General features: G+C 67.0%; 23 protein-coding genes. 7 read left to right on the top strand and 16 right to left on the bottom strand.

Annotated elements, in window-relative coordinates; genetic code table 11:
• Positions 1-226: 226 nt before the first annotated feature.
• A complete protein-coding gene (locus MJ785_RS05375) occupies positions 227-1,018 on the bottom strand; it encodes a nuclease-related domain-containing protein (protein WP_239307929.1) in 792 nt (263 codons plus the stop codon).
• 385 nt (positions 1,019-1,403) lie between these two features.
• Here MJ785_RS05375 and egtA point away from each other — a divergent pair, with 385 nt between their 5' ends.
• The 4 genes from egtA to egtD are packed head-to-tail and all read left to right on the top strand — an operon-like array spanning position 1,404 to position 6,118.
• Entirely contained in the window at positions 1,404-2,858 is a 1,455-nt protein-coding gene (gene egtA, locus MJ785_RS05370) for an ergothioneine biosynthesis glutamate--cysteine ligase EgtA (RefSeq protein ID WP_239307930.1), read from the top strand.
• The gene (egtB, locus tag MJ785_RS05365; RefSeq protein ID WP_370651387.1) at positions 2,798-4,219 is read left to right on the top strand and encodes an ergothioneine biosynthesis protein EgtB; all 1,422 of its coding nucleotides are present in this window, start codon (positions 2,798-2,800) and stop codon (positions 4,217-4,219) included. The genes egtA and egtB overlap by 61 nt, the downstream gene beginning before the upstream one ends.
• A 5-nt stretch (positions 4,220-4,224) precedes the next feature.
• Positions 4,225-4,968: an ergothioneine biosynthesis protein EgtC gene (gene egtC, locus MJ785_RS05360; protein WP_239380128.1), complete on the top strand. Its 744-nt coding sequence runs from the start codon at positions 4,225-4,227 to the stop codon at positions 4,966-4,968.
• Between the two features lie 46 nt (positions 4,969-5,014).
• On the top strand, positions 5,015-6,118 hold the full coding sequence (gene egtD, locus MJ785_RS05355) for an L-histidine N(alpha)-methyltransferase (RefSeq protein ID WP_239307932.1): 1,104 nt from the start codon (positions 5,015-5,017) through the stop codon (positions 6,116-6,118).
• 46 nt (positions 6,119-6,164) lie between these two features.
• On the opposite strand, the gene ilvD is transcribed toward egtD, so the two are convergent.
• The 3 genes from ilvD to MJ785_RS05340 all read right to left on the bottom strand — a co-directional run bounded on the left by ilvD (position 6,165) and on the right by MJ785_RS05340 (position 8,848).
• The gene (gene ilvD / locus MJ785_RS05350; RefSeq protein ID WP_239307933.1) at positions 6,165-8,018 is read right to left on the bottom strand and encodes a dihydroxy-acid dehydratase; all 1,854 of its coding nucleotides are present in this window, start codon (positions 8,016-8,018) and stop codon (positions 6,165-6,167) included.
• A gap of 159 nt (positions 8,019-8,177) precedes the next feature.
• Positions 8,178-8,528 (bottom strand): hypothetical protein, encoded by a 351-nt coding sequence (locus MJ785_RS05345; protein WP_239307934.1) that lies wholly within the window; start codon positions 8,526-8,528, stop codon positions 8,178-8,180.
• On the bottom strand, positions 8,525-8,848 hold the full coding sequence (locus MJ785_RS05340) for an antibiotic biosynthesis monooxygenase (protein WP_239307935.1): 324 nt from the start codon (positions 8,846-8,848) through the stop codon (positions 8,525-8,527). The genes MJ785_RS05345 and MJ785_RS05340 overlap by 4 nt, the downstream gene beginning before the upstream one ends.
• Positions 8,849-9,195: 347 nt before the next feature.
• Between MJ785_RS05340 and MJ785_RS05335 the strand changes: the two genes are divergently transcribed.
• A complete protein-coding gene (locus tag MJ785_RS05335) occupies positions 9,196-10,344 on the top strand; it encodes a HoxN/HupN/NixA family nickel/cobalt transporter (RefSeq protein ID WP_239348298.1) in 1,149 nt (382 codons plus the stop codon).
• 144 nt (positions 10,345-10,488) lie between these two features.
• On the opposite strand, the gene dnaB is transcribed toward MJ785_RS05335, so the two are convergent.
• The 10 genes from dnaB to MJ785_RS05285 all read right to left on the bottom strand — a co-directional run bounded on the left by dnaB (position 10,489) and on the right by MJ785_RS05285 (position 21,074).
• A complete protein-coding gene (dnaB, locus tag MJ785_RS05330; RefSeq protein WP_239307937.1) occupies positions 10,489-11,856 on the bottom strand; it encodes a replicative DNA helicase in 1,368 nt (455 codons plus the stop codon).
• A gap of 577 nt (positions 11,857-12,433) precedes the next feature.
• Positions 12,434-12,880, bottom strand: coding sequence for a 50S ribosomal protein L9 (rplI, locus tag MJ785_RS05325; protein ID WP_239307938.1), 447 nt, complete (start codon positions 12,878-12,880; stop codon positions 12,434-12,436).
• An 11-nt stretch (positions 12,881-12,891) separates the two neighbouring features.
• Complete coding sequence (rpsR, locus tag MJ785_RS05320) at positions 12,892-13,128, bottom strand: 30S ribosomal protein S18 (protein WP_131749434.1); 237 nt, start codon at positions 13,126-13,128, stop codon at positions 12,892-12,894.
• A 36-nt stretch (positions 13,129-13,164) separates the two neighbouring features.
• Positions 13,165-13,743, bottom strand: coding sequence for a single-stranded DNA-binding protein (locus MJ785_RS05315; protein WP_239307939.1), 579 nt, complete (start codon positions 13,741-13,743; stop codon positions 13,165-13,167).
• A 14-nt stretch (positions 13,744-13,757) separates the two neighbouring features.
• Positions 13,758-14,075, bottom strand: coding sequence for a 30S ribosomal protein S6 (gene rpsF, locus MJ785_RS05310; protein WP_255720521.1), 318 nt, complete (start codon positions 14,073-14,075; stop codon positions 13,758-13,760).
• A gap of 124 nt (positions 14,076-14,199) precedes the next feature.
• Complete coding sequence (locus MJ785_RS05305) at positions 14,200-14,478, bottom strand: hypothetical protein (protein ID WP_239307940.1); 279 nt, start codon at positions 14,476-14,478, stop codon at positions 14,200-14,202.
• A gap of 59 nt (positions 14,479-14,537) precedes the next feature.
• The gene (locus tag MJ785_RS05300; protein WP_370651388.1) at positions 14,538-15,776 is read right to left on the bottom strand and encodes a hypothetical protein; all 1,239 of its coding nucleotides are present in this window, start codon (positions 15,774-15,776) and stop codon (positions 14,538-14,540) included.
• Between the two features lie 167 nt (positions 15,777-15,943).
• Positions 15,944-17,716 carry a glycosyltransferase family 87 protein gene (locus tag MJ785_RS05295; protein ID WP_239380123.1) on the bottom strand — a complete coding sequence of 591 codons (1,773 nt, stop codon included), beginning with the start codon at positions 17,714-17,716 and terminating at the stop codon, positions 15,944-15,946.
• 203 nt (positions 17,717-17,919) lie between these two features.
• Positions 17,920-20,442, bottom strand: a complete 2,523-nt coding sequence (locus MJ785_RS05290; RefSeq protein WP_239307942.1) for a transglycosylase domain-containing protein — start codon at positions 20,440-20,442, stop codon at positions 17,920-17,922.
• A 230-nt stretch (positions 20,443-20,672) separates the two neighbouring features.
• Positions 20,673-21,074, bottom strand: a complete 402-nt coding sequence (locus MJ785_RS05285) for a DUF5318 family protein (protein WP_239307943.1) — start codon at positions 21,072-21,074, stop codon at positions 20,673-20,675.
• A gap of 484 nt (positions 21,075-21,558) precedes the next feature.
• On the opposite strand from MJ785_RS05285, the gene MJ785_RS05280 reads away from it, so the two are divergent.
• On the top strand, positions 21,559-22,191 hold the full coding sequence (locus tag MJ785_RS05280) for a PadR family transcriptional regulator (protein ID WP_239307944.1): 633 nt from the start codon (positions 21,559-21,561) through the stop codon (positions 22,189-22,191).
• Positions 22,192-22,304: 113 nt separating this feature from the next.
• Entirely contained in the window at positions 22,305-23,375 is a 1,071-nt protein-coding gene (locus MJ785_RS05275; RefSeq protein ID WP_239307945.1) for an inositol-3-phosphate synthase, read from the top strand.
• 171 nt (positions 23,376-23,546) lie between these two features.
• Here MJ785_RS05275 and MJ785_RS05270 read toward each other — a convergent pair whose 3' ends face one another.
• Together MJ785_RS05270 and MJ785_RS05265 are read right to left on the bottom strand one after the other, a co-directional pair.
• On the bottom strand, positions 23,547-24,938 hold the full coding sequence (locus MJ785_RS05270; RefSeq protein WP_239307946.1) for an MFS transporter: 1,392 nt from the start codon (positions 24,936-24,938) through the stop codon (positions 23,547-23,549).
• 293 nt (positions 24,939-25,231) lie between these two features.
• Entirely contained in the window at positions 25,232-26,716 is a 1,485-nt protein-coding gene (locus MJ785_RS05265) for a CCA tRNA nucleotidyltransferase (RefSeq protein WP_239307975.1), read from the bottom strand.
• Positions 26,717-26,759: the final 43 nt, after the last annotated feature.

The raw sequence follows: 26,759 nt of genomic DNA, 5'->3' as shown, positions 1-26,759 counted from the left end.
CCCCAGCAGGCCCCAGCAGGCCCGGGACGGAACTGCGGGCTATCCGGCTTGTGTCAGCCGGTGAAAGCTCACACCGCACCGGCCCGGTCAACATCCAAAAACCCCTGCCCGGCCGCTGACGATATCAGGGGATCACCGGCCTTCGGGCAACCATGCGGCGTATGGCCTTCAGGTAACCAACATCGCCGCGGGGCCGGCGCAGGGCGGCGCTGGCCAGCGCAGGGCGTCAACGCCGCAGCAGGCCCCGCAACCTGGACCTGGCCGGCCAGGTCTGCGCCGGGCCGTTCACCGGATAGGACGGAAACACCCGCTCGGCGGCGTCCACCAGCATGGCGACGTCCAACGGCTTGAGAAGAACACCGGCTGTGAGGATGTAATCAGCGACCCCCGCTACCGGCAGCAATACGACATCGTCGAACACAGCGAGTCCATGGGGCGGCGCGGCACGCGAGAACGCGACGACCGGTTGGACCGTGACCTGCCAGCCCTCCGGCAGTTCAGCGGCCAGCTGATCGGTAATTTCTGTACCCATCCAGGCAACCATTTCGATCATGGGCTGCAATGGCACCCGACCCGCCCACAGCCCGGCCCGGTTCTGCCGGAACGGCCCACGGTGCGCGTCCGTCTCGACCAGCCACGGTCCGGATGGTCCGATGACCAGATGATCGATATTGCTGGCGGAACCAGCAAGAGATCGATCATGAAGGACGGTGTACCCGGCGCGGGTGAGCCGCTCAAGCGCGCGTGCGGTACGCCGTTCGGCTTCGGCGTCCTCCCGCCACGACTCGATTTCCGGCGGGGAGCGATAGAACCGGACTGCCGCGACAACCAGCACAAGCATAACAAAACAGATAACTAGTTGCACTATCAAAGATACGGCCAGACTCAGCAGTGCGCCGAACACGCTGACCACAATCGTGGCGAGGGCGGCAACCACACCGGCGATCGCCGCCGCCCTGCCTACCCGGTCTTTACGTTCGACCGCGTAGAGCTGCCGGCAGCGCAGATACTCCGCCATGGCCGAGCGACCTGGCCATTGTCCATGTGACGCCCCGGTCATCATCGTCTTCCGGCCGACCAGATGACGGCCAAACCGGCCCGCGTGGCGCAAGACCCCTCACCTCCGCTGTAGACAAACCGGCCAAGCGCCGACCAGTCACAGCGCCGCGGGCTGGACGCGCGCGTCAACCATCACGGAGCGTGCCGCAAGGCCATCACCGGCCGCCACAACAAATCAGTTACACGGTGACCACCATTCCACATCCTTGCGTGTGGCCAAGGCCCGGGGAACCCTGAAGGTCGAGCTCCCGCGCGGCTGTATCGGGCTACGACGTAACGGCACAGCAGCGACCCGCACCGACCCGCGGCCAGCGACAGCTGGCCGGTCCGGACCTGGAGGGTTCATGACACGGACACAGTCAGGGAAGCCACAAGAAGATCAGTATGGCACCGACGACGCGATCCGGTCAGCGGCCGATGTCCATCGCTACGCACGCCTGACCTGCCTGACCGATCAGCCACCGGGAAGCGTCGGCATCGAGACCGAGTGGTTCGTCGTCGACACCGAGTCCGTGTCACGCCCAGTGCCCCCCGCCCGAACGATGGCGGCGCTCACGGACGCCGCGGCCGGCAGCTCACCTGATCATCGGGACAGTCCATCCAACGGGGCAACCGGCGTCCCAGGACATACGACCCTGCCGGGCGGTACCCGGATCACCTTCGAACCCGGTGGCCAGCTTGAGCTGTCAGCTCCGCCGCTGCCGCTTTCCGACGCCCTGGCGCGAACGGCCGCCGACCTCGCCCGGATCCGGTCGATGCTCACCGGCGCCGGCCTCGCGCTCGTCGGGATGGGCACCGACCCCCTCCGGCCACCGCATCGGCATCTCACGACGTCCCGTTACCAGGCAATGGAACGGTACTTCCAAGCCGGCGGCGGGTCAGCGGGCATGATGATGATGTGCTCTACCGCATCCGTCCAGGTCAACCTGGACGCGGGCAGCACGGCCCAGTGGCCCGGGCGATTCGAGCTGGCACACACCCTGGGCCCGGCTCTGGTGGCCATGTTCGCAGCCTCCCCGATGCTGGCGGGGATAGCCACCGGCTACCGCTCCACCCGGCAGGCACTGTGGTCGAAGATCGACCGGAGCCGGACCCGGCCGGTGGCGACCGCTCACCAACCCGATCCGGCGGCAGCCTGGGCGGACTACCTCCTGGCGGCGAGGGTCATGCTGCTGCGGGATCCCGACGGCGGATTCCAACAGCCCCCTGCCGCGACGACGTTTGGCGAGTGGGTGGCTGGCGATAGCCAGCTGCCACGGATACCGACAGTAAGAGATCTGATTTACCATGCGACCACTGTGTTCCCACCGGTGCGCCCACGTGGCTGGTTGGAGCTGCGTTACCTCGACGCCACCCCGGCGGGGAACTGGCCGGTGGTGGTCGCCGTCACCACCGCCCTGCTCGACGATGCACGTGCCGCTGACATCGCGGCCGACGTATGCCTGCCCGTCGCCCACGAGTGGGCCACGGCTGCGTTGCGGGGGCTGCGTGACGCAGCGCTGCACAAGGCCGCCAGGGCATGCGCGGGCGCGGCCCGCGACGCTCTTGGCCGCATGGGCGCCGCAACGTCCCTCCTCACGGCCGTCGACGCGTATTTCGACGCCTACGTGGAGCCGGGACGCTGCCCCGCCGACGATCTCATCGACCGGCTGGCCGAGGTCGGGCCGGCTGGTCTGCTGCGCGCCGAGATCGATCGGAACATGATCGAAAATAACAACAGGGCCCCTGGGAACGATGGATGCCCACAGGCAACGACACAGGTCGCGGAACCCACTACCACGGATGTGATCGCACTGTGACAGCAGAAGAAGGCCCACGACCGGCGGATATCGCCCAGGCGCTCGCGGACAGCAGGACGCGGAGCCTGGCCTACACCGATCTTGACGATGCCGACCTGTGGCGCCAGCACTCACCACTGATGTCGCCCCTGGTCTGGGACCTCGCCCATGTCGGCAACTACGAAGAGTTGTGGCTGCTGCGGACAGCAGCGGGGCGGCAACCGCTGCGGCCGGGCATCGACCACCTGTACGACGCGTTCCGTCATGCTCGGGCGGACCGGCCTGCCCTGCCGCTGCTCGACCCGGCACAGGCTCGTTCCTATCTGGCCGAGGTCCGCGGCAATGTCCTTGACGGCTTGGAACGCCTCGCCCCGGACGCCCTGCGCGGGCCGCTCGCGCGTCCCGCGCTGCTGGCGGGCGGCTTCGTCTACGGACTCGTGCTCCAGCACGAGCACCAGCATGACGAGACGATGTTGGCCACCCATCAGCTCCGGGTGGGTCCTCCGGTCATCGGTGACGCCGGCCCGGCCCGGGTTCCACCGGCCGGGCGGCCGGCACCAGCGCCAGAGATGCTGGTGCCGGCCGGCGAGTTCACGATGGGCACCAACGGCGACACGCCCGGACATGCCTGGGCCTACGACAACGAACGGCCCGCGCACCGGGTGTATGTCCCCGCGTTCTTCATCGACACGTTGCCGGTGTCGAACGCGGCGCAGGTGGCGTTCATCGACGCCGGTGGCTATGACGATGAACGCCTGTGGTCGGCGTCGGGCTGGGCCTGGCGATGCGAAGCGGGCCTGCGGGCGCCGGAGTTCTGGCGCCAGGAGGGAAAGAGCTGGGTGCGGCGCCGTTTCGGCCGCGAGGAACCCGTCCCGATGGATGAACCCGTACAGCATGTGTGCTGGTACGAAGCGCAGGCGCACGCGCGCTGGGCCGGTCGGCGGCTGCCCACGGAAGCGGAGTGGGAAAAGGCCTGCGCGCACGATCCCGTCACCGGGCGTTCGCGGCGTTTTCCCTGGGGGGACAGCGGCCCGACGCCGGAACAGGCCAACCTGGACCATGCCGCGTCCCGTCCGGCGCTACTTGGGGCGTACCCGGCCGGAGCCAGCGCGTACGGCGTCGAACAGATGATCGGTGACGTGTGGGAGTGGACAGCCAGCGATTTCACGGGTTATCCGGGATTCACCGCATTCCCGTACCGCGAGTACAGCGAGGTGTTCTTCCCCCGGACGTCCCCGAACGCCTACAAGGTGCTGCGCGGCGGGTCCTGGGCCACCCACCACAGCGCCATCCGGTCAACCTTCCGCAACTGGGACCACCCGATCCGTCGCCAGATCTTCACCGGCTTCCGCCTCGCCCGCGACGCCGAGATGGAAGGCTGATGCGGGTGTGTCGTCATATGGCCTGGCTCGGGACACCACGGACACTGACCTCGCTCCTTCGCGATCCGCCGCACAGTCTGCTGCGCCAGGCGTGGATGCCACGACGGATGCTGCATGGGAAGATCAACGCCGACGGCTTCGGCGTCGGCTGGTACGTCCCCACGCTGCGGACCGAGCCGGCGCGCTACCGGCGGGCGGTCCCCATCTGGACTGACGCCTCGTTCGCCTCGTTCGCTGGCGTGGTCAACGCAAGCTGCGTGCTGGGCGCGGTTCGCAACGCCACCGTGGGGATGCCGATCGAGGAGACGGCGACCGCACCCTATGCGTATGGCCGCTATCTGCTCAGCCATAACGGACGGGTGGACGTCGACGTGCTGATGAGCATGCTCGACTGGACCAGGGGCGCCCCGGCTCCTGACTCGCGCTGCGACTCCGCGCTGCTGGCCGCCGCGGTCTGGCAGCGGTTGGCCGCTGGCGTGAGCCTCGCCGCCGCCGTAGCGGAGGTGGTCGTCGCCGCGGGCCGCGCCGACGGTGCCGCCCGGCTCAATCTGCTGGCCACCGATGGTAGCCAGCTCGTCGCTACTACCTGGGGTGAAACGCTGTCCTACCGGGTATCCACGGACGGGGACGACATAGGGATGGACGTGGCCAGTGAGCCCAGCGACGACTCGAACGAATGGGTCGATCTTGACGACCATCAATTGTTGACCACCGACACACGGGATGTAACCATTAGTAATTTGATCTAGAATTCGATTACTCTCGGTTGTAAAAGCGCTCCCGGAGGTTGCATCCATGACAGCATCCAGTACCGATGTCACCGATATCGGTTCCGATGCCGGTTCCAATGTCGGTTCTGTTCTCGGTACCGGTATCGATTCTCGGGTCGGTATCGCCGCGACCGGTACCGACCCGAGAATCGTCGTCGACCGGCATCTCGCCGCATCCGACCGCGCCGCGGCGCTCGCGGCCGACGTCAGGGCTGGACTGACGGCGGACCCGAAGGAGCTGCCGCCCAAGTGGTTCTACGACGCCACCGGAAGCATGCTCTTCGATGCCATCACCCGTCTGCCCGAGTACTATCCGACCCGCGCCGAACGGGCCATCCTGACCGGTTGCGTCCAGGAGATCGCCGCCATGTCGCGGGCAGACACCCTCATCGAGCTCGGCTCCGGAACCTCGGCAAAGACCCGCCTGCTGCTCGACGCGCTGCGCCACAGCGGCCACCTGCGCAGGTTCGTCCCCTTTGATGTGGATGAAACGGTGCTCTCCCGAGCCGCCATCGCCGTCCGCGACGAGTACCCAGGGGTGACCATCCACGCGGTTGTGGGTGATTTCGAGCGTCACCTTGATCTGCTGCCCGGCATCGACCGGCTACCTGGTGCCAACCGTCGGCTGGTCGTCTTTCTCGGCGGGACGATCGGTAACCTCGCTCCGGCCCAGCGGCACGACTTCCTGACCAGCCTGCGTGCCCAGCTCAACGAGGGCGACACGCTGCTGCTCGGGACCGATCTGGCCAAGAATCCCGACCGGCTGGTCGCCGCCTATGACGACAGTGCCGGCGTCACGGCCGCGTTCAACCGCAATGTCCTGTCGGTCATCAACCACGAACTCGACGCGGACTTCGACCCGCGGGGGTTCGCCCACGTGGTCTGTTGGGACGCTGCCAATTCCTGGATCGAGATGCGGCTGCGGTCCGTGCGGGACCAGCAGATCCAGATCGGCGCGCTCGACCTGTCGGTGTCCTTCGCCGAGAACGAGCAGATGCGTACCGAAATCAGCGCCAAGTTCACCAGAGATGGGCTCACCGCCGAGTTCGCGGCCGTGGGTCTGGCCATGGTCCGCTGGTGGACCGACCCAGCCGACGATTTCGCGCTTTCTCTCTGCGTCCCGGCCTGACCCCGTCACCGGACGGGGTCAGTGCGAACAGGATCAGCGGAGCCTGTCAGCCGCGGTCGACCAGGCAGACGTCACGAGCCGCACCAGTCGATGCCGAAGTCGCCATCGCAGCATAGGCCCGCAGCGCGGCCGGCACCGGACGCACCCGGTCCACCGGCCGGAAACCGCCGGACGCCATCAGGGCCGCCCGCCGCGCAGCCAACTCGACCGCGTCCACCAGCAGGTCCAGCCGGCGGGACGGAATATCGATCTCGATGATGTCGCCGTCACGAACCAACGCGATCGTGCCGCCGTGGGCGGCCTCAGGCGACACATGCCCGATGGACAGACCCGCGGACCCGCCGGAGAACCGCCCATCGGTAACCAGCGCGCAGGCCGGCCCGAGGCCACGCGCTTTCAGGAACGTGGTCGGGTACAGCATCTCCTGCATGCCCGGACCGCCCCGCGGGCCCTCATAACGGATGACCAGCACATCACCTGGGTGGACCCGCCCGGACAGGATTGCGTCCACCGCGTCCTCCTGGCTTTCCAGGACCAGCGCGGGGCCGCGGAAGGTCAGCCGCCCGGCCTCCACCCCGGCGGTCTTGAGCACGGCGCCGTCCGGTGCGAGCGTCCCGCGCAGCACCGCGAGGCCGCCATCCGCGGAGTAGGCGTGTGCGACGTCGCGGATGCAGCCCGAGCCGGCATCGGTGTCCAGCGACTCCCAGCGGTTGACCGAGGAGAACGGCTCGATCGTGCGCACTCCGCCCGGTGCCGCGTGGAAGAGTTCCACCGCCTGTCCGGACGGGTCCGGCCGGCGGACGTCCCAGTGGGTGAGAAACTCCGCCAGGCTTGCCGCGTGGACCGTGTGAACATCCTGGCGCAGCAGTCCGGCCCGGTCGAGCTCACCGAGGATGGCCGGTATGCCACCGGCTCGGTGGACGTCCTCCATGTGGTACTCGGAGCTCGGCGCCACCTTGCACAGGCACGGCACCGTCCGGGAGATCTCGTCGATGTCGTCCAGGGTGATGTCCACTCCGGCCTCGACCGCGGCGGCCAGCAGGTGCAGGACTGTGTTGGTCGAACCGCCCATGGCCACGTCCACGGCGAAGGCGTTGGCGAACGCGGAGCGGGTCGCGATCGAACGTGGCAGGACACTGTCGTCGTCCTTGTCGTACCACCGCTTCGCCAGGTCCACAACGGTCCGCCCGGCCTGGACGAACAGGTGGCGGCGGGCAGCGGAGGTGGCGAGGGTGGAGCCGTTGCCGGGCAGGGCGAGCCCAAGCGCCTCGGTCAGGCAGTTCATCGAGTTGGCGGTGAACATGCCCGAACACGACCCGCAGGTCGGGCACGCCGAGCGTTCCACAGCGTCCAGCTCGGCGTCGTCGACCGTGGTGTCCACTGACGCGGCAATGGCGGAGATGAGGTCCAGACCGGACCGGACAACACCGTCGGTGACAACCGCCCGACCGGACTCCATCGCACCACCGGACACGAACACGGTTGGGATGTTCAGCCGCAACGCTGCCAGCAGCATCCCCGGTGTGATCTTATCGCAGTTCGAGATACAGACGAGCGCGTCCGCGCAGTGCGCGTTGACCATGTATTCGACACTGTCCGCGATGATCTCTCGGGACGGCAGGGAGTAGAGCATCCCAGCGTGGCCCATGGCAATGCCGTCGTCCACCGCGATCGTGTGGAACTCCCGTCCCACGCCGCCGGCCTCCGCGACCGCGTCCGACACGATGCGGCCGAGGTCACGCAGGTGCACATGGCCGGGGACGAACTCGGTAAAGCTGTTCGCGATCGCCACGATCGGCTTACCAAAATCACTGTCCGTCATACCGGTGGCACGCCACAGGGCACGAGCGCCGGCCATGTTACGGCCGTGAGTGGTGGTTCGGGAACGCAGAGCAGGCATCGGGTAGTCCTCGCAGCTGATCGAGCGGGTCGCGCACGGGCCCGCAGGAGCGGAGCCGAGCACGCTCACGGCGGCCTACCCATCCCGGCCAGGCATAACGCCGGGCTGACTGGCCGCCGACGCCACCGTTCACGGATCAGGCCCGCCCGCCGCAGGGTATCAGTATCGGTTGTTGTGCCGGCGCAACCACTCCCGCCGGGCTAACCACACGATGGCGAAGGACGCGACCGTACCCAGCAGCGGGGCGACATCGTGCTCGCGTGCGGTAGCCACGAAGCGCACCTGACCGTCGGGTTCCACGAGCCGCTGGCTCAGCTGCGTCCCGACCGCGAACAGAAACAAGCTCACAACGCCCACAATGACGTATCCAGTGCGGAACAGGCTGTACACGCCGATCCGGCGACGGGGCACGGCAGCCCGGAACAACATCGCGGGGATCGTCCGCCCCAGGATGCCGAAGAACGTCGCGAACACCGGGGCGAAGAGGAAGTAGTTGACGAAGGTGCTCACGGCAGGTCGGTCACATGTTCCACGGTAGGCGGCTGCGCGAAGAAGGAGCCCAAGGCCGCACGCCAGCGGACGAAGCGAGCGGACTCCCGGAAGGTCACCACATGCGCATCGAGGTTCTCCCACTCGACCAGCAGAACGAACCGCGACGGTGACTCAACTCCGCGGGTCATCCGCGCCGACCGGCAGCCAGGGCAGGTAGCGAGCTCAGCGACGACCGAGCGGTAGGCATCGATGAACTTCGCCTCCTCACCGGGCGTGACATCGAAGCGCGCGACCTCCAGCACCGGCGCAGCATCCGAGGCGTTTTCGGGAGCGGTCATGAACGCAAGTCTGGCATGCGCGTTACGCCTGGGAACATCCGTTGGGCATCCCGGCGACGGCGGGGGAGCCGCCACCTGTTCGGCACGTCCGCACCCGGCCCCGACAACCGCCTTCATCGTCAAGCGGGACCGCGCTCAGCCAGCAGAGCGCCCACCTTCGCACCCACCGCGGCACGCGGCAGACAAGACCGCAATAATCAAGCGACTGCAAAAGTCTTGCAAAAGACTATCTGTGCTGGTTACCGTCGACCGACCCGTCCGCCCGCCTGCCCCCGCTGCCTGGCCGGCAGAGCCGGAACGGAAAACGGCGGGGCCGCGGCGAGGCCGCGAACGCGAGGGGAAAGATCATGACTGTGGATGCCGGCACCGTGTCGAAAGCCGTACCGCTGTACGAGCGGATTCGCCAGGCGCTCGGCCCGCGGGAGTGGGCGACGATCGCGGGCATGACCGCGGTCATCGTCGGGCTGCATGTCATCGGCTGGTTCACCCTTGTCGCGGTCATCGCCCCGCACCACTACCGCTTCGGCACTCACAGCCAGGTGTTCGGCGTCGGACTGGGTCTGACCGCTTACACCCTTGGCCTGCGGCATGCCTTCGACGCCGACCACATCGCCGCGATCGACAACACCACCCGTAAGCTGATGGCCGACGGTCAGCGGCCCATGTCGGTCGGCTTCTTCTTCTCGCTCGGCCACTCCACGATCGTGTTCGCCCTGGCCTTTCTGTTCAGCATCGGTGTGCGCTCGCTTGCCAGTGAGGTCTCCGACGACGGTTCAGCCCTGCACGACGTCACCGGCTGGATCGGCACCACCGTCTCCGGTGGCTTCCTCTACGTCATAGCCAGCATCAACCTGGTCATCCTCGTCGGCATCGTGAGGGTGTTCCGCGACATGCGCCGCGGCGAGTACGACGAAGCCAGGCTGGAGGAACAGCTCAACTCCCGCGGGCTGATGAACCGTTTCCTTGGCCGCTTCACCAACGCGATCACCCAGTCGTGGCAGATGTACCCGCTCGGCGTCCTGTTCGGCCTCGGTTTCGACACCGCCACCGAGGTCGCCCTGCTCTTCCTCGCCGCCGGTGCCGCCGGCGCCGGGCTGCCCTGGTACGCGATCCTGGTACTGCCCATCCTGTTCGCCGCCGGCATGAGCCTGCTCGACACCATCGACGGCTCGTTCATGAACTTCGCCTATGGCTGGGCGTTTTCCAAACCGGTCCGCAAGGTCTACTACAACATCGCCATCACCGGTCTGTCCGTCGCGGTCGCCTTCATCATCGGCAGCATCGAACTGCTCGGCATCCTCGCCGAAAAGGCCAAGCTCACCGGCGGCTTCTGGGACTGGATCTCACATCTGGACCTGAACATCGTCGGCTACTTCATCGTCGGCCTGTTCGTCGCCACCTGGGTCATCGCGCTGCTGGTGTGGAAGTACGGCCGCATCGAGGAGAAATGGTCCGCCGGCCTCCGTGACGGCGCCCAGGCCGAGCCCGCGGGCTGAACCTCCACGACCCGGCCGCTGGCGCGACCGCCGATACGAGATGCACGACTCGGCGAACACTGTTCGGGTGCTTGATTTTCACACCATCCCGCTACCTACGGCACGTGGCCGCGCGCGGGCATCGGTCCAGATCTTTGCTCCCGCTCAACTGGCCATGTCGACAAAACGGGAGTAGTGGCCCTGAAAAGCGACGGTGACGGTGCCGGTCGGGCCGTTACGATGCTTGGCGACGATCAGATCGGCCTCGCCCGCACGGGCTGACTCCTTCTCCACCGTATCCTCCCGATAAAGAAGGATCACGGCGTCCGCGTCCTGCTCCAGCGACCCCGACTCGCGAAGGTCGGAGATCTGCGGACGCTTGTCCGCACGCTGTTCCGAGGCGCGGTTCAGCTGGGAGATCGCCACCACCGGGACATCGAGTTCCTTGGCAAGAAGTTTCAGCGAACGCGATATCTCGCTGACCTCCTGCTGACGGTTTTCGGTTCGCTTCGGCGACGACATCAGCTGCAGGTAGTCAAGGACGATCATCCGTAGGTCGTTGCGCTGTTTGAGCCGCCGGGCCTTCGCCCGGATCTCCATCATGGTCAGGTGCGGGCTGTCGTCGATGAACAGGGGAGCGTCGGCGACCTCGCCCATCCGGCGGGCGAGGCGGGCCCAGTCCTCGTCGGTGAGGCGGCCGGTACGGATGCTCTGAAGCGATACCCGTGCCTCCGCCGACAGCAATCTCATGGTGATCTCCATCCGGCTCATCTCGAGCGAAAAGATCACAGATGTCATGCTGTTACGGATCGACGCGGCTCGGGCAAGATCTAGACCGAGGGTCGACTTCCCGACGGCGGGCCTGGCCGCGATGATCCACAACTGGCCACCGTGCAGCCCATTGGTCAGCTCGTCCAAGTCATTGAAGCCGGTGGGAACCCCGGTCAGTGACCCGTTGTGCCCCTGGATGGCTTCGATCTCCTCCAAAGCGGGATTGAGCAGCTCACCGAGGGGGGCGTAGTCCTCACTCGAACGACGTTCAGTGACCTCGTAGACGGCGGCCTGAGCACGGTCGACGATTTCGTCGACGTCCTGCGCGGGGCCGAAGGCGAGCTGGACGATACGGGTGCCGGCCTCCATCAGGCGACGCAGAACAGCCTTCTCCGCGACGATGCGGGCGTAATAGCCGGCATTTGCCGCCGTCGGCACACTTGAGATGAGGGTGTGCAGGTATGCCGGCCCACCCACCCGCTCAAGCAGCTCCCGCCGGCCGAGTTCGGCCGCGACGCTGATGACGTCAGCCGGCTCACCACGGCCGTACAGGTCGCCGATGACGCCGTAGACCGTGCCGTGCGCGGGCCGATAGAAGTCACCCGCGGCGAGTACCTCCACGACGTCCGCGATCGCGTCCTTCGACAACAGCATGCCGCCCAGCGCGCTCTGCTCAGCAGCAAGATCATGAGGTGGGATGCGATCGAAGTCGACCGACCCGCCCGCACCACTCCGAGCGCGGTCAATATCGGTCAGTGTCATGACCACCCCCTGCCATGCGCCTTGTCGTGACCGCCGCTTGTGTCGCAACCACCGCTTCGAGCATCTCGACCGTCGAACATATGTTCGACGGTCGAGATGGTTCTGTCAATCCTCCGCCCTCCGCCCAGCAGCCACACCCGGCCGACCGGCCAACCCCAGGGAACAGTCCAGCCAGCGGCGCCGACTGTACGGGGGTGCGCTCCAGGAGCCCAAATAGTTATCCACAGGAACTGTGGATAAGACCTGTGGATAAGACCGAAAGTCTTGGGGACAGCATCAGGACAAGTCCCCTGAAGCTGTGGATAACCAACTGAAGGACAGATCGTCCAAGCCGAAGTCACGGCCTGGTGGGCATGGGCGCCATCCACCGCCTGTGGACAGAAGAAATCCAGAATTCGATCATCGTGTGCCTCGTGCCCCCGAAGATCAACAATGGATCTGGCGCCGACAGAGAACAACAGCACGAAGGGTGACCACGATGTAACATAAACCGACCGATCCAGCGGCCAGCAGCCAACACCGTGGTCACCCAAGCCGCCTGCTTCAAACCTGCCTTGATCTTCTCAGACAGATCTTCTCAGGCAGAGATGACGTCCAGACGGACGGTCGCGACGACGTCCGAATGCAGGTGCACCGAAACCGTGTGGGCACCTAGTGACTTGATCGGCTTCGGTAGCTCCACCCGCCTGCGGTCCAGGTCCGGACCGCCTGCCGCGGCGACCGCCGCCACCACGTCCGCTGCCGTCACCGAGCCGAACAACCGGCCTTCCTTACCCGCCCGGCTCACCAGTTGGACGGACAGGCTGGAAAGCTGGCCGGCAATCTCCTTGGCATGCCCGAGGTCCCGGACCTGCCGGGCCGAGCGGGCCCGGCGGATCTGAGCGATCTGCTTCTCGGCACCCCGCGTCGCCACGATCGCGTACCGACGGGGGATGAGGTAGTTACGCCCGTAGCCGCCAGCGACGTCGACCGTGTCACCGGGGCTACCGAGGCCGGGTACCTCCTGAGTGAGGATCAGCTTCATCGCCATGCTCCTCAGCGAGCCGTCGAGGTGTAAGGCAGCAACGCCATCTCGCGGCTGTTCTTCACCGCGATCGCCACGTCACGCTGATGCTGACTGCAGTTGCCGGTGACTCGCCGGGCACGGATCTTACCGCGGTCAGAGATGAACTTCCGCAGCAGCGAGGTGTCCTTGTAGTCGATGTAGTCACTCTTGTCCTTGCAGAACGCGCAAACCTTCTTCTTCGGTTTGCGCACGGCCGCCTTGGCCATCGTGCGCTCCTATATGTCTGTGGGTTTGACCGGCCCCTAGAACGGGGGTTCCTCGGAGTAGGCTCCGGCGGGCGCGGACCACGGGTCGTCAACGGCGCCACCGCCGTAGCCCGAGCCGCCACCAGCGGGAACGGGGGCGCCGTAGCCACCAGCTCCGGCAGGCCCGGCAGGCCCGCCGGACGCTTGCGGTGGCCCGCCATAGCCGCCAGCAGGGCCAGCGGCCGGCCCGCCATACCCACCGCCGCCACCGCGACTGGCCTTGACGACCTTCGCGGTGGCGTACCTCAGCGAGGGACCGATCTCCTCGACGTCCAGCTCGACCGAGATGCGCTCGTTACCCTCACGGTCGGTCCACTTCCGCTGCTTGAGCCGGCCCTGCACGATGACCCGGGCGCCCTTCTGCAGCGACTCGGCAACATGCTCCGCGGCCTGCCGCCAGATGGAACAGCGCAGGAACAGCGCGTCCCCGTCCTTCCACTCGTTGGTGGTCCGGTCGAGGGTCCGCGGCGTCGAGGCCACGGTGAAGCTGGCGACCGCGGCGCCGTTGGGCGTGAACCGAAGCTCAGGGTCGTTCGTCAGGTTTCCGACTACCGTGACAACTGTTTCGCCGGCCATGAAACCAAATCCCCTCAGGCCGCGATCTTACGTCGAGGCTTCTTCTCGGGAAGCCGGATCACCTTGGTACGGATCACCGATTCGTTGAGAACGAGCTGGCGGTCGAGCTCGGCGACCACCGCCGGCTCGGAATACAGGTCGATGACGGCGTAGATGCCCTCAAAGCTCTTGCGGATCTCGTAGGCCAGCCGGCGCCGGCCCCAGACATCAACCTTCTCGACGACGCCGCCGCTGGAGCGGACGACGGTCAGATACTGGTCCAGAGACGGCGCGACCGTGCGTTCCTCGAGATCCGGCTCAAGGATGACCATCAGTTCATAATGCCGTGGCAAGGGTGAACCCACCTCCTGTGGACTCGGGCGGCCACGGACAGTTCCGTGGCAGGAGGACAAGCCGCGTATCCGGTCACCCGTACGTGGAACACGCGCGGGCCAACAAGCGGCAACCTCGCAAACACTACTCGATGCGGCTCGGCCCGCGGGCCGCCGCTCGCTGCCCATCCATCGCCGCGCGATGGATGGGTGCCCCGGCTCGTCGGTCAACGCCCAGCGCATCCGGCGGCGACCACCTAGCGGCGACGACCACCCGCAGCCCGGCGCTGACCAATCCGATGACAACCGTGAGCGCAAGCACCACGAGCAGGCCACGCAGGTGCCGATCAGGCGACGGCCAGATCACACCAACCACGGTCACGCCCAGGGCCGCGGCGAGGCAGACGCAGGTGACGACCGCCACAGCGAGGCTCCCCAACTGTCCGCGAGGTGAAGATCTGGGGAACGGAGCTCCAGGCGGGCTCAGTCGACCCACTGACCCTGGGTGAAGGCAATGACAAAGACTGCCATGACCGGCGCACACAGCCAGCTGTAGGCCGGCCGCACCCAGGGCCGCCGGATCGCGACACGGCCAAGCAGCAGGTACATCGGGAAAGCGACCAGCATTGTCCGGATCCCTGAGGCGAAGTAGTTCGAGCAGCTCATCAACAGGGTCGCGGCACCGACGAAGGCAGCCTCACCTATCTGAGCGGACCGCACAAGCGCCACGGTCAGCACGACTCCGAGGACGACAGCGGCCACCTCGCCGCGCCAGAACCAGGCGAACGCCGATGACTGCGACGTGTCGAAGGCAGCGTGCCAGGTCGTCCGCCATCCCACCCACGGCCAGTCGATCTCCCGGTGCCAGCCGACCCGCATCGCCTCGGCGTAGGAGTCCCACCGGCCGGTCCGGACCCGGAGGTAGGTGACAAAGCCGAGCACGGGCAACGGGGGCAGCGCGAGCGCGAGTCCCGGCAGCGCGAACACCGGCAGGCCCGCACGCCGCCGGCCGACGACATACTGCACCGCCAGCGCGAAGCAGAAGGGGATTCCGGTGACCCTGGTCGATGCGGCTCCCGCGCCGAGCAGACCGGCGGCCCACCAGTGCTGGCGGCGCGCGGCGAGCCAGGACGTTGTGGCGAAGCCGAGAAAAATCGCCTCGGAGTATCCGGCGCAGAGGAACACCGCGTAGGGGAACAGCAACAGCGCGAGGACAGCGAAGTCCGCGGCGCGGCGGTCCGGGCCACCCGGAGCTGTCCGGCGCCGGTTGCCAGCGGACACCGGTCCGGTTCCGGCGGACACCGGTCCGGTCGCGGTGGGCACCACCGGTCCGGTCGAGATGGCCAGCTGTCCGGCCGCGGCGTCATCGATCTGCAGCTGCCAGATGGCCGCCACAGCCACTGCCCCCGCGACGAAGGAGACCACCATCCCCGCGACCGTCCAGTCACCAAAAACCAGATGAGCGAGTCGCATCGCGAGCGGGAAACCGGGAAAGTCCACCTCGGTGTGATCAGCGTACTTCGGGGACTCGTATCCGAAACGCGCGACCTTGGTGAACAGCCCGACATCCCACCGGTTCCACAACGTCGACAGGGTCGGCAGATTAGCGCTCGGCTGACCGGACAGCGCCCGGGATGCGGCCAACGACAGCAGGATGACCGTGATCCGGCTGGCGAACCAGACCGGAAAGGTCGCCCGGACGGCTTCCGGGAGCCGGTCCAACCACGACCGGACCGTGCCGGCCAAAGCGGGCCAGGGCGTGCCCGCGCCCTGAGCCGACGCACGGCCTGGCTCGGGCGTGAGCCCGGCCCCGGACCGCGTGGCCGCACCGGAATCCGGCGCGGCGTCACCAGAGTGATCAGATAGCGGGTCTCCCGACGTCAGGGCCATCAAACGGTCCCGACAGCCGCGGCCCACCCGCCCGGATCGGGCTGGGTGACGGCCAGGTCGTCAGGCCGGGGTTCGGCGTCCGCCGCGACGCGCGCGGCCCGCCGGCCGCGGCGGTCCGCGGAGCCGTCGAGTACCCCCCCGGCCGGGTCGTCCGCCTCGGCCGCGACGCGAACCACGTCCAGTTCGGGGCGCAGGATCTCGCGAATGACCAGCGAAGCAAACACACACAGAGTGAGGTCGCGGATGACGACGGCACTGACGAACCAACCGCGGTCGATCCCACTCGCTCCGTTGGTGTCGTTGTAGACGAAGTGCAGGAAACGGGTGAGCAGCACGTAAGCCTCGCTGGCCTGCCAGGCCAGGAAGGCCGGCCAGCGAGGCCGGGCCAGCGCCGCGAGCGGCACCAGCCACAGCGTGTACTGCGGCGAGAAAACCTTGTTCGTCACCAGGAACACGGCAACCGTGAGAAACAGCAGCTGGGGCAGGCGCGGCCGCCGGGGCGCGAACCATCCCAGCGCGGCTATACCGAGAAGAAGTGACCCCAGCACGACCATCGAAACGATATTGAGCGTGCCGGTGGGGATGCCGTGCTCTCGGACATCGGTCAGTAGCACCGGGGCCAAGACCGCGACCAGCAGCCATCCGGTGAACGCCGCCAGCGCGACCACTAGTCGCCAGGCCGGCCAACGCGAGGCCGCCGCGAAACCGACGGCGGCCAGCGCGATCCCGGCCACCAGCATGATGATCAGATGGACGGCGCCGAACATGCGGGACGAAAAGGAGCTGGCCAGCCAGGTGGTCGCGAAAGCCAGCGAGTCCCAGTCCGGGCCGCGCCCGGAGTTGAGGTCGACGAAGCGCAACATCGCGTTCGTCCCGTCACCCCAGTGGCCACCGATCCTGGCGAACCAGTCGCCACCGGCCCACAGCGTCCCCCAGATACTGTCGCCCACCCGCTCGTCACCCTTGAAGTACCCGGCGATCAGCCAGAGCGGCCCCCACACCGCCGCGGCAGTCGCCACCGTGGCCGCCAGGGTACGGACAAAGGACCGGAGCATGCCCGCACGCAGAGTGAGCACAGCCAGCGGCAGCAGGAACAACAGCGGGTAGAACTTCGTCGCCGCGCCCAGCCCGATCAAGATGCCGGCGAGCGTGGGCGCACGGCGTGACCAGGCCAGCAACCCCCCGGCGGCGAACGCCACCGCCAGGATGTCCCAGTTGGTCATGAGATGGAGCAGCAAAACGGGAGCGAGCGCGACCAAGGCGGCGTCGAAGACCCTCGCCCGACCCGCGGCCAGCGCCGTGCAGAACACCGTGGCGCAGGCCGCCACCAGGAACAGCAGGGCTGTGACATCGTAAAAAGTCGCCGTGCGCTGGTCGATCGTGTATCCGGCCACGACCTGTCTGCCGGCGTCATCGCGGTACACCGGCCGCGACGGCGAGGCGAAACCGGCGACCGATGACGCGAGCTGCATGGCAGCGCCAATCAGCGGCGGGTACTCAGTGGGGTAGTCGAGGAAGGGCCGCTTGCCGTTGGCCAGCCCCTCCTGACCGTACAGGGCGACTACGTCCGAATAGCACATCCGCGTGTACTGGTACTCGTGCGACCAGTTACGGGTGTCCCGGCAGGGCGCCTTCTGGGCGTAAGCCAACAGGCACATCGCGACGGTGAAGGCCATGAGTACCCGCAGCGGCGTCCACCAGCTCCGATCGACACCGATGCGGGCGTGTGCCCCGGGCGGGCCACCGATGATCATGCTCGCACCGGCAACCACCGGGTCCTCCTTCGACGGGCACACCCGTCGAAGGGATGCCGTCGGCCGGGACACTTCGGGGCCTGTCCCAGGATGCGTCTCCCGGCGTGCGCTAGCCATGGGTCATTCTCACCCGGGCCACACGCCGCACCTGGACCGCATGCCTCCCACGCGAGGCGCGTCTCGCACTGGCAGCACTGGCACGCCCGTCGGGCTCCATGAACTCACCCAAAAGGCGTCGGAAATGTAATATTGTTATTATTGCTACCATTATTGTTATTGGATGACTGCTTGGCCTTTGGTGTCGTTGTCGCTGACACCAGCCCAGGTGGGGTAGTCGCACCAGCGGTGGGCGAACTTTCCGGGATCGGTCGCGACTGGGTGGGGGAGATCGATACCGCCGCTGTGGATGTCGGCCCAGGCAGCTGCGGGACGGTCGGCTCCGGAGTCGGCGACGGTGAGGCGTTCGTGACCGTCCCAACATACTTCGGTGCGGCAAAAGCCTGTGGCGCTACGCCGCTCAGCGCGCCGTCCATGAAGGCCTTCCAGACCTTGGCCGGATAACCACCGCCATAGACACCGCTCATAGCCCCGGGGATGCCGACCAGCGCGGTCGCCTTGCTGACGCCACCGTCGCCCCGGAACATGTTCACGCAGGCCGCCAGCTGTGGCACGTAGCCGCAGAACCAGGCGGTACGGAAGTTGTCGGTGGTACCTGTCTTGCCCGCCGCCGGACGGCCGTCGGCCAGCTGGGCGGCCTTGCCGGTACCGTCCTTGATCACCGATTGCAGAGCGTAGGTCACGTCCGCGGTCACGCTCGCGGACAGAGCATTCGTCGATCTCCTCGGACCCTCGTAGATAACCTTTCCCTTACCGTCGACGACCCGGTCGACGAGATGCGGGGGGATGGCCTTCCCTCCATTCGCGAAGGTGCTGTAGACCGCGACCATGTTCTTGGCCGTGATGCCGTCCCGGCCGAGGGTCACTCCGGCGTCGTCGGTGAGCGCGACGTCCTTGGACACACCGAGGGCACGCGCGGTGGAGATCACGTTGTCGATTCCAGCGGTGATACCCAGCGGTACGAACACGGTGTTGATGGATTCCGCGGTTGACTTGATCAGATTGGGGTAGCCGAAGTTGCCGTGTTCCTCGTCGTTGTGAACGACATACGTACCGCTGCCATCGGCGGCGTTTCCGGGGATCTTGAGCACGTCCGGGGCCTCGTAGGTCGAGTTCAGGCTTGCGCCGTGCGTCAGGGCCGCGGCCAGGGTGATCGGCTTGAAGGTCGACCCAGGCGGCACCTGCGCCTCCGAGACGTTGTCCTCCCAGAAGGTCTGGCCGTTCGTGCCCTTGCCGTAGATCGAACCGCCGTACCAGGCAAGTACCCGGCCGCTGCTCGGTTCGACGGCGACCAGCCCGGTCCGCAGGTCGGGCACGGCGGCATAGGGCTTCTGGAGCACGTTCGTGACGGCGAGGTAGGCGGCGGTCTGGCGGCCCTGGTCGATGCTGGTCTGGATGCGCAGACCCTGCAAGTTGATCTGCTGCTCGGTGATACCGGCGGCGATCAATTCGTCCTTGACCTGGTCACGAATGTAGGCGGCCTGCGGCGATGAGACCGCCAGCCCGTTGGACCTGTCCCGTTCCTTGGTCACCGGAGGCTTCTTGTCGGGACCCGCGCGGGACGGGTCCAACCATCCTTTGGCGACCATCGTGTCGATCACCTCGTGCCAACGGCGTTCCGCGGCGACCGGGGTCACTCTCGGGTCGAGCGCGTTCGGAGAACGGATCAGCCCGGCGATGACCGCGCCCTCCTCCGCGGTGAGGTCCTTGGCGGGCTTGTCGAAATAGGTCTTGGCAGCGGCCTCGATGCCATAGCATCCGCGCCCGAAGTAGATCGTGTTCAGGTAGAACTCCAGCACATCGTCCTTGGAGTACTGCTGATCGATCTTGATCGCCATGGCGATCTCTTTGAACTTCCGGGAGAAGGTCCGCTCCTGGGTCAGGTAGGCGTTCTTGGCATACTGCTGAGTGATCGTAGAACCACCCTGGGCGATCTCACCACCACGGAGGTTCACCCAGATCGCTCGAGCGATTCCCTTCGGGGAGATACCGGGTTCGCTGTAGAAGTTCTTGTTCTCGGCGGCGAGCACCGCGTGCTGGGCGTCCACCGACACCTGGGAAAGCGGTACGTTCGTCCGGTTGACCGTACCGATCTTGGCGATCTCGGTCCGGCCGTCGGCGTAGGTGATGACCGACGTCTGTTCGGCGGTGTTGACCGTGGCTGGCAACGGCACTTTCGTGAAGGCCAGGACCACTGCCACCAGGGCTGCGATCATCAGCACACTGAACAACAGCCCAAGCAGGACGAGTCGACGCAACCACCGAGGACGGTTTCGCCAGAACATCGGACCGTGTTTCCCCTGACCTCTGCGGACCGTGGGCTCGGCCGCGCGGCGGCCCGCGCGGCCGGGCGGGCTGTCGCCACCCCGATCGAGGGCCTCGACCGCCGACGTGGCGAACACGTCATCCGGGCGGGGACGGCGCACGTAGGTGGTGGAGCTGGCAGTGCGCTCGCGTACGCCGATGCGGTCCATCGCGGCCCGGTCGGTCGTGTCGTACAGGCTGCTGGTGGCCCCGCCCCATCCGTCGGGACCGGGATGGTCCCGGCCAGCCGGGGCATGGCGGATCTGGGTACGCCCGTTGTCGTCATCGCGCGGGTGCGCATCCCGATCGTAGGGTGGCCTCACTGACTGTCCCGTCCGTCGCGACAGGGGGTAGAAGACCCCGCATGGTCGGTGGCTGACAAAAGACGCTACGCCGTCCTTCAGGAGCGCACCCACACCGCCTCCGGCAAAACCGCTTCCACGACGGAGTCACCAGTGGGCCGGACACCTTGCCGACAGCTCGCCAACCGGCGGCCTCGGGACGGCCCGCGCCAGCCGCATGCGGAGAAGTGCGCTCACGTGGTCCTGACCGGCTAGTCAGCTGTGCGCCGGCTGCTCCCTCGGCGTGCGCGGGGCTGGCCGGTCCCGATCACAAAGGACGTAGTCAGGTGGTTCCAGCCACAGCAGGTGCAGACCTCCACCACATAGACGTTCAGTTCGCTAAACCGTTGTTCCAGCTCCGGTAGGTCCCTGGTGGCCCGGACCCGACCAGAGCTCACGCCGAGCTCGTCACCGTAGGTGTAGGTAACGTTGATCAAAGGGTCGTTCCGACAGACCGGGCAGCGCCGGGCAGCCGGCTCGCCATGGTACTTGGCCGCTCGGAGCAGGTACGGATGGGCGTCACAGACGTCCGTCGTCGACACTCTGCCCGCGTGCAGATCAGCGAGCGTCGCTCGCCGGGCGAGCGCGTAGTCGATAACCGACCGTGGGCGCATGGCAAAAACGGTACGCCGGATGCCGCGTCTCGGCAGACGGTCCGGACAGATGCGTCAGCGGTACCGGAGAACCCCTGAACACGGCGTGTCACAGGCCGCCAGTTGACCATCTCGCCGTTGCGTACCAGACATCCGTTGTTGCCTTGGATTCCCCGAAGTGGCATCCTCGATGTATCGGAACGATATGTCTGACACTCTGATCATAACTGCTTAGAGCGCCCGGCAATAGGAGCGTGGATCAAGGAGCGGGGCTGGGGTGCGTGCATCGCGAGGCGACGGAGACAGCCACCGGAGGTGTTGGGTGGCGACCGACGAGCCGGGGTACCCGTGCATCGCGCAGCGATGGACGGGGAGCGATGCGGCGAGGGGCGTGCCCCAGCCCCGCGACGCCGCGTCCCCTATTGCCGGTCGCTCTTAATCGTAATCACTGGATCACAACAGCTGGATCACAACAGTCAGCTCAGTCACGGTGGAGGGAGTAGCGATGTTGGAGTTGGCCGTCCTCGCGTTGCTCTCGGAAAGTCCGATGCACGGCTACGAACTGCGAAAACGACTGAACACCGTGCTGGGTACCTTCCACCGTTTCAGCTACGGGTCGCTGTACCCGTGCCTGCGCAAGCTCGCGGCCGAGAGCTACGTCACCGCCGACGGCCCCACTGCCGCGGGTCGCCTCGGCGGTCGCAGCCGTGTCGTGTACACCCTCACTGCCGAGGGCAAGGAACGCCTCGCGGCCCTTCTCGGTGAAGGCGGTCCGTCCTCCTGGGAGGACGAGATGTTTGGGATCCGCTTCGCCTTCTTCGGTAAAACCGATGCGGCTGTCCGGCTGCGCATCCTTGAAGGCCGGCGCGGACGGTTGGAGGAACGACGGGAGAAGGTCCGGTCCGCGCTGACCAGGACCCGCGAACGGTTCGACTCCTACACGCTCGAGCTTCAGCGTCACGGTCTCGAGTCCGTCGAGCGCGAGGTCCGCTGGCTGACCGAACTGATCGAGACCGAGCGGGCGCAGGCACCGCCCACAGGGGTGCCCCCAGACATGTCCGCACAGACGGCGCGGCCCGGGGCGACACAGCCACCGGCTCGGGAGGACAACGGCGACGGGGCTCCGCCCACCGGCTGACGGGCAGGTGCCTCTGATCTCGCGTCGTCGTCGTAACCACCAGCGGCCCGGCCATCACCAGCAGCATCCACAACCAGCATCACTTCACACACAGCCAAAGGGAGCAGACCGTCATGGGTTCGGTACGTGTCGCTATTGTCGGTGTAGGCAACTGCGCCGCATCCCTCGTCCAGGGGGTCGAGTACTACCGCGACGCTGATCCGTCGGCGCGGGTGCCGGGCCTGATGCACACCCAGCTTGGCAACTACCACGTCCGGGACCTTGAGTTCGTCGCGGCGTTCGACGTCGACGCGAAGAAGGTCGGGCGTGACCTGTCCGAGGCGATCGTCGCCAGCGAGAACAACACCATAAAGATCATCGATGTACCACCGCTCGGCATCGCTGTCGCCCGCGGTCACACCCTGGATGGCCTTGGCCGCTACTACCGCGAGACGATCGCCGAGTCCGATGAGGAACCCGTGGACGTAGTGGCCACCCTGCGTGAGGCCCGTGTGGACGTCCTTGTCTGCTATCTTCCTGTCGGCTCCGAAAACGCGGCGAAATTCTATGCCCAGGCCGCGATCGACGCGGGCGTCGCCTTCGTCAACTGCCTTCCGGTGTTCATCGCGAGCCGGTCCGAATGGGCGGAGAAGTTCCGCGCGGCCGGGCTGCCAATTGTCGGCGACGACATCAAATCGCAGGTCGGCGCCACCATCACCCATCGCGTACTGGCAAAACTGTTCGAGGACAGAGGCATCGTCCTGGACCGCACGATGCAGCTCAACGTCGGCGGCAACATGGATTTCAAGAACATGCTCGAGCGGGAGAGGCTGGAGTCCAAAAAGATTTCCAAGACGCAGGCGGTGACGTCTCAGCTCTCCCACGACATGGGCCGAGAGAACATCCACATCGGTCCGTCCGACTATGTCTCCTGGCTGGACGACCGCAAGTGGGCCTATGTCCGCCTCGAGGGACGAGCCTTCGGGGATGTGCCGCTGAACCTGGAGTACAAACTCGAGGTCTGGGACTCGCCGAACAGTGCCGGTGTGGTCATCGACGCGGTCCGCTGCGCCAAGATCGCCCTTGACCGGGGGGTCGGCGGGCCGCTGCTCGCCGCATCCTCGTACTTCATGAAGTCACCACCGGAGCAGTACCGTGACAACGTCGCCCGTGACAAGGTGGAGGCATTCATTCGCGGCGAGTAGGACAAGCCGCGAAGGCACCGAGGGGGCCGGCCATCCGGAGGGGGTGGCCGGCCCCCCTTCTTCGTCGCTTCTTTCGCCGCCTTTTCCATGCTTTTCCGCTACCCATCGCCAGCTGTCACGGTCAGCCATCATGGCCGGATCACTGTCCCGGCGGGCCGGAGAACCGTGTGATCATAATTCTTTCGCGCGTCCGGAGGCCTCGAGCGAGATGGCGGGCGCCGTTGTCACCGAGGCAGGCGGCGCGGTGGTCGTGGGCAGCGGGCCAAAGCGCGGTTCATCCGGATCGGACGGACCGGATGAACCGGACGCGCGCGTACGCAGGTACAAGAGCGCACACACGATGTAACCGACACCGGCGGCCACCACCATAACCGTTGACCTGCCGGTGGCCGGTAGGGTGATCGCCGCGAGCGCGGCGGCGGCCACATAAGCGACGTTGAACAGAAGATCGTACAAGGCGAAGACGCGTCCCCGGTAGGCGTCGTCAATCTGTTCCTGCACGACCGTGTCAACACAGATCTTGCTGGCCTGGGCCGCGAACCCGATCGGTACCGATGCGGCGATCAGCAGCGGCGAGGTGAACGGAAGACACAGAACGATCTCGACAACGCCAGCGGCGAGCAGGACGAGAACAATCCACATCTGCTTGCCAATCCGCCGGGTCACCCGCGGTGTCACGAACGCGGCCGCGACCGTTCCCACCCCACCGGCTGTCACCAACAGCGCGAGGCCTCCCAGTCCTCCGTCCGCACCCGTGAAGTAGTTACGGTAGAGCAAGATTGCCATGACCGAGGTCAGACCGTACGACGCCCGGGACCCGGTGAGCGTGGCCAGAGCGTACCGGGCCGGCGTCCGCCGCCACAGATGGCCCGCACCGTCCGCCAGTTCCGCGACCACCTGTCGAACCTCGCTGAGAACGCCCTGCCCAGGCGGTGCGGCCAAGGGGCCGAACTCGCCCCGGCCCGCGCGGGTGGCGGTACCCGCGGCCACCAGGTAGATCATGCCGGCGAATGCGGCCACCAGCGCGACACCCGCGTCGTCCCCACCGATCAGCCCCCGCAGACCGCTGCCGATGCCGGCACCGATGAGGGTCGCGAGTGTCCCGGCGGTGGTCGACAGCGCGTTCGCCGTGACGAGCCCTCCCTCGGCGACGACAACCGGCAGACCCGCGGACAGCGCGGCAAGCACGAACCGGTTGACACTGACCACCGCCAACGCGGCCGCGTAGAAGTCAGCACCGGTATGCCCGGCGGCGATCAGCACGACGAGCAGGCCGAGCAGGACTGCCCGGACCAGCGCGCAGACCACCAGCACCCGCTGCCGTGACACCCGGTCGAGCACGATCCCGGCGAACGGCCCGATAACGCTGAACGGCAGGACAACGATCGCAAGCGATGTTGCGAGCGCCGCCGCGGAGGTGGCTCGCTCCGGCGAAAACAGCACATAGCTGACCAGGGTCGCCTGGAAGACGCCGTCCGCGGCCTGTGAGGTCAGTCGGGAGGCGAAGAGCCGCCGGAATCCGGTCAGCTCGAACAGTTGTCGCAGATCTCCGGCCCGCGCCACACCACGAGCCTACGGACCCACCCGGCCGCCGGCCGCGCCGTACCCCTCCAACACTCCCTCCGGCCTCCGCTGACACGGCCGGAGCGGGCGCCGCCCCGGGGGTTTGGCTGGGTGCCCGCGGGGCGGCGCTGTGACACGGGTTGGCGGCCGGGCCAGGCGCCTGCGCTCAGCGTAGGGAGCCATCTTCTGGACGAGACGGTGAGAGCCGAGGTTGTAGCCGTTGTCCGAGGTGAAGACAAGATAAGTGGCAGTCTGGCGCCGGCAGGCCCTGGGCGAACTTCCGGCGGCGACCACTAGCGGTCGGGCTGCTCCCCGGGGATCGGGACGCCGTTCTCCCGTGCCCAGCGCAGGAGTTCTGTCTCGGCCGCCTCTCGTCCCACCAGGCCCGCCTCGAAACGGAAATCGAGCATGTGCGCCCGCGCCCGGCCGACCAGCTGGCCCGGCGGCAGGCCTAGCAGCTCCATGATGTCGTCGCCGGACAGCTCCGGGCGGATCGCGGCGATCTCCTCCTGTTCGGACAGGCGGGCAATTCGCTCCTCAAGCGCGTCGTAGGTCGCGGCCAGCGTCTCGGCCTTGCGCCGGTTGCGCGTCGTGCAGTCCGACCGGACGAGCTTGTGCAGGCGGGACAGGTGCGGCCCCGCATCGTGGACGTACCGGCGGACGGCCGCGTCGGTCCACTCGCCACGGCCGTAGCCGTGGAACCGCAGGTGCAGAAACACCAACAGGGTGATCGCTTCTGTGACATCCTTGGGGAACCGCAGCGCCGCCAGCCGTTTACGGGTCATGTCGCGCCCGACCACCTCGTGGTGGTGGAAGGAGACACCACCACCGGAGATGTGCCGCCGGGTTCTGGGCTTGCCGATGTCGTGCAGCAGGGCGGCCCAGCGCAGTACCTCGTCCGGGCCGCCCTCGGGCAGCGGGTCCTCCAGCGCGATCGCCTGGCGCAACACGGTCAGGGTGTGGGTGTAGACGTCCTTGTGCTGGTGGTGCTCATCGATCTCCATCCGCAGCGCGGGCAGCTCCGGCAGGACGATGTCCGCGACCCCGATGTCCACGAGCCGCTCCAGCCCGACGACCGGGTCGGCCGAGAGCATGAGTTTGCGCAGCTCGTCCCGGATACGCTCGACCGATACGATCATCAACCGGGAAGCTCTGGAACGCATCGCCACGACCAGCTCGGCGACGGGGGTCAGCCCGAGCTGGGCTTCGAATCGGGCGGCCCGCAGGATGCGCAGCGGGTCGTCGTCCAAGGAGGCCACCGGGGAACCCGGGGTCCGCAGCACTGTGCGCGCGAGGTCCGCCATGCCGCCGAACAGGTCGACGAACTCATGGCCGGGCACGGACACGGCCATGGCGTTCACGGTGAAGTCACGGCGGGCGAGGTCGCCCTCGAGGGTGTCACCGTAGGCAACAGTCGGGTTCCGGGATGCCCGATCATAGGCTTCGGTGCGGTAGGTGGTCACCTCGAACCGCACCCCGGTACGGATCAGCCCGACGGTTCCGAACGCGATCCCGGCCTCCCAGACAGCGTCCGCCCAGTCGCGGGTAATCTCAAGGACACGTTCCGGCCGGGCATCGGTGGCAAAATCAAGATCAGCAGTACCCGCGCCAGCGCTCAGGCGACCGAGCAGCGCGTCCCGGACCGAACCACCGACGAGATACAGGCTGTGACCGGCGCGGGCAAAGAGCCGCCCCAGGTCATCCGCGGGAGCCGGTACCTTGAGAAGGGCGCTGACCGCCCGCTCCGCGGAGTCACGTGGATTATCCAGGCAGATCACTGACACTGTCTCAGGGTATCGGCCTTCCCCCGTGCAACGCCTT

This window comes from Protofrankia sp. CiT1, from assembly GCF_917627335.1.
Classification (GTDB): Bacteria; Actinomycetota; Actinomycetes; order Frankiales; family Frankiaceae; genus Protofrankia.
Note: the sequence above shows the minus strand (reverse complement) of the source record. Positions and strands in the feature narration are given on the sequence as shown.

Coding starts and splice junctions, on each gene's coding strand:
- MJ785_RS05375 (WP_239307929.1), bottom strand. CDS start 1,018: ATGGCGGAGTATCTGCGCTGCCGGCAGCTCTACGCGGTCGAACGTAAA.
- egtA (WP_239307930.1), top strand. CDS start 1,404: ATGACACGGACACAGTCAGGGAAGCCACAAGAAGATCAGTATGGCACC.
- egtB (WP_370651387.1), top strand. CDS start 2,798: ATGCCCACAGGCAACGACACAGGTCGCGGAACCCACTACCACGGATGT.
- egtD (WP_239307932.1), top strand. CDS start 5,015: ATGACAGCATCCAGTACCGATGTCACCGATATCGGTTCCGATGCCGGT.
- ilvD (WP_239307933.1), bottom strand. CDS start 8,018: ATGCCTGCTCTGCGTTCCCGAACCACCACTCACGGCCGTAACATGGCC.
- MJ785_RS05340 (WP_239307935.1), bottom strand. CDS start 8,848: ATGACCGCTCCCGAAAACGCCTCGGATGCTGCGCCGGTGCTGGAGGTC.
- MJ785_RS05335 (WP_239348298.1), top strand. CDS start 9,196: ATGACTGTGGATGCCGGCACCGTGTCGAAAGCCGTACCGCTGTACGAG.
- dnaB (WP_239307937.1), bottom strand. CDS start 11,856: ATGACACTGACCGATATTGACCGCGCTCGGAGTGGTGCGGGCGGGTCG.
- rplI (WP_239307938.1), bottom strand. CDS start 12,880: ATGAAGCTGATCCTCACTCAGGAGGTACCCGGCCTCGGTAGCCCCGGT.
- rpsR (WP_131749434.1), bottom strand. CDS start 13,128: ATGGCCAAGGCGGCCGTGCGCAAACCGAAGAAGAAGGTTTGCGCGTTC.
- MJ785_RS05315 (WP_239307939.1), bottom strand. CDS start 13,743: ATGGCCGGCGAAACAGTTGTCACGGTAGTCGGAAACCTGACGAACGAC.
- MJ785_RS05285 (WP_239307943.1), bottom strand. CDS start 21,074: ATGCGCCCACGGTCGGTTATCGACTACGCGCTCGCCCGGCGAGCGACG.
- MJ785_RS05280 (WP_239307944.1), top strand. CDS start 21,559: ATGTTGGAGTTGGCCGTCCTCGCGTTGCTCTCGGAAAGTCCGATGCAC.
- MJ785_RS05275 (WP_239307945.1), top strand. CDS start 22,305: ATGGGTTCGGTACGTGTCGCTATTGTCGGTGTAGGCAACTGCGCCGCA.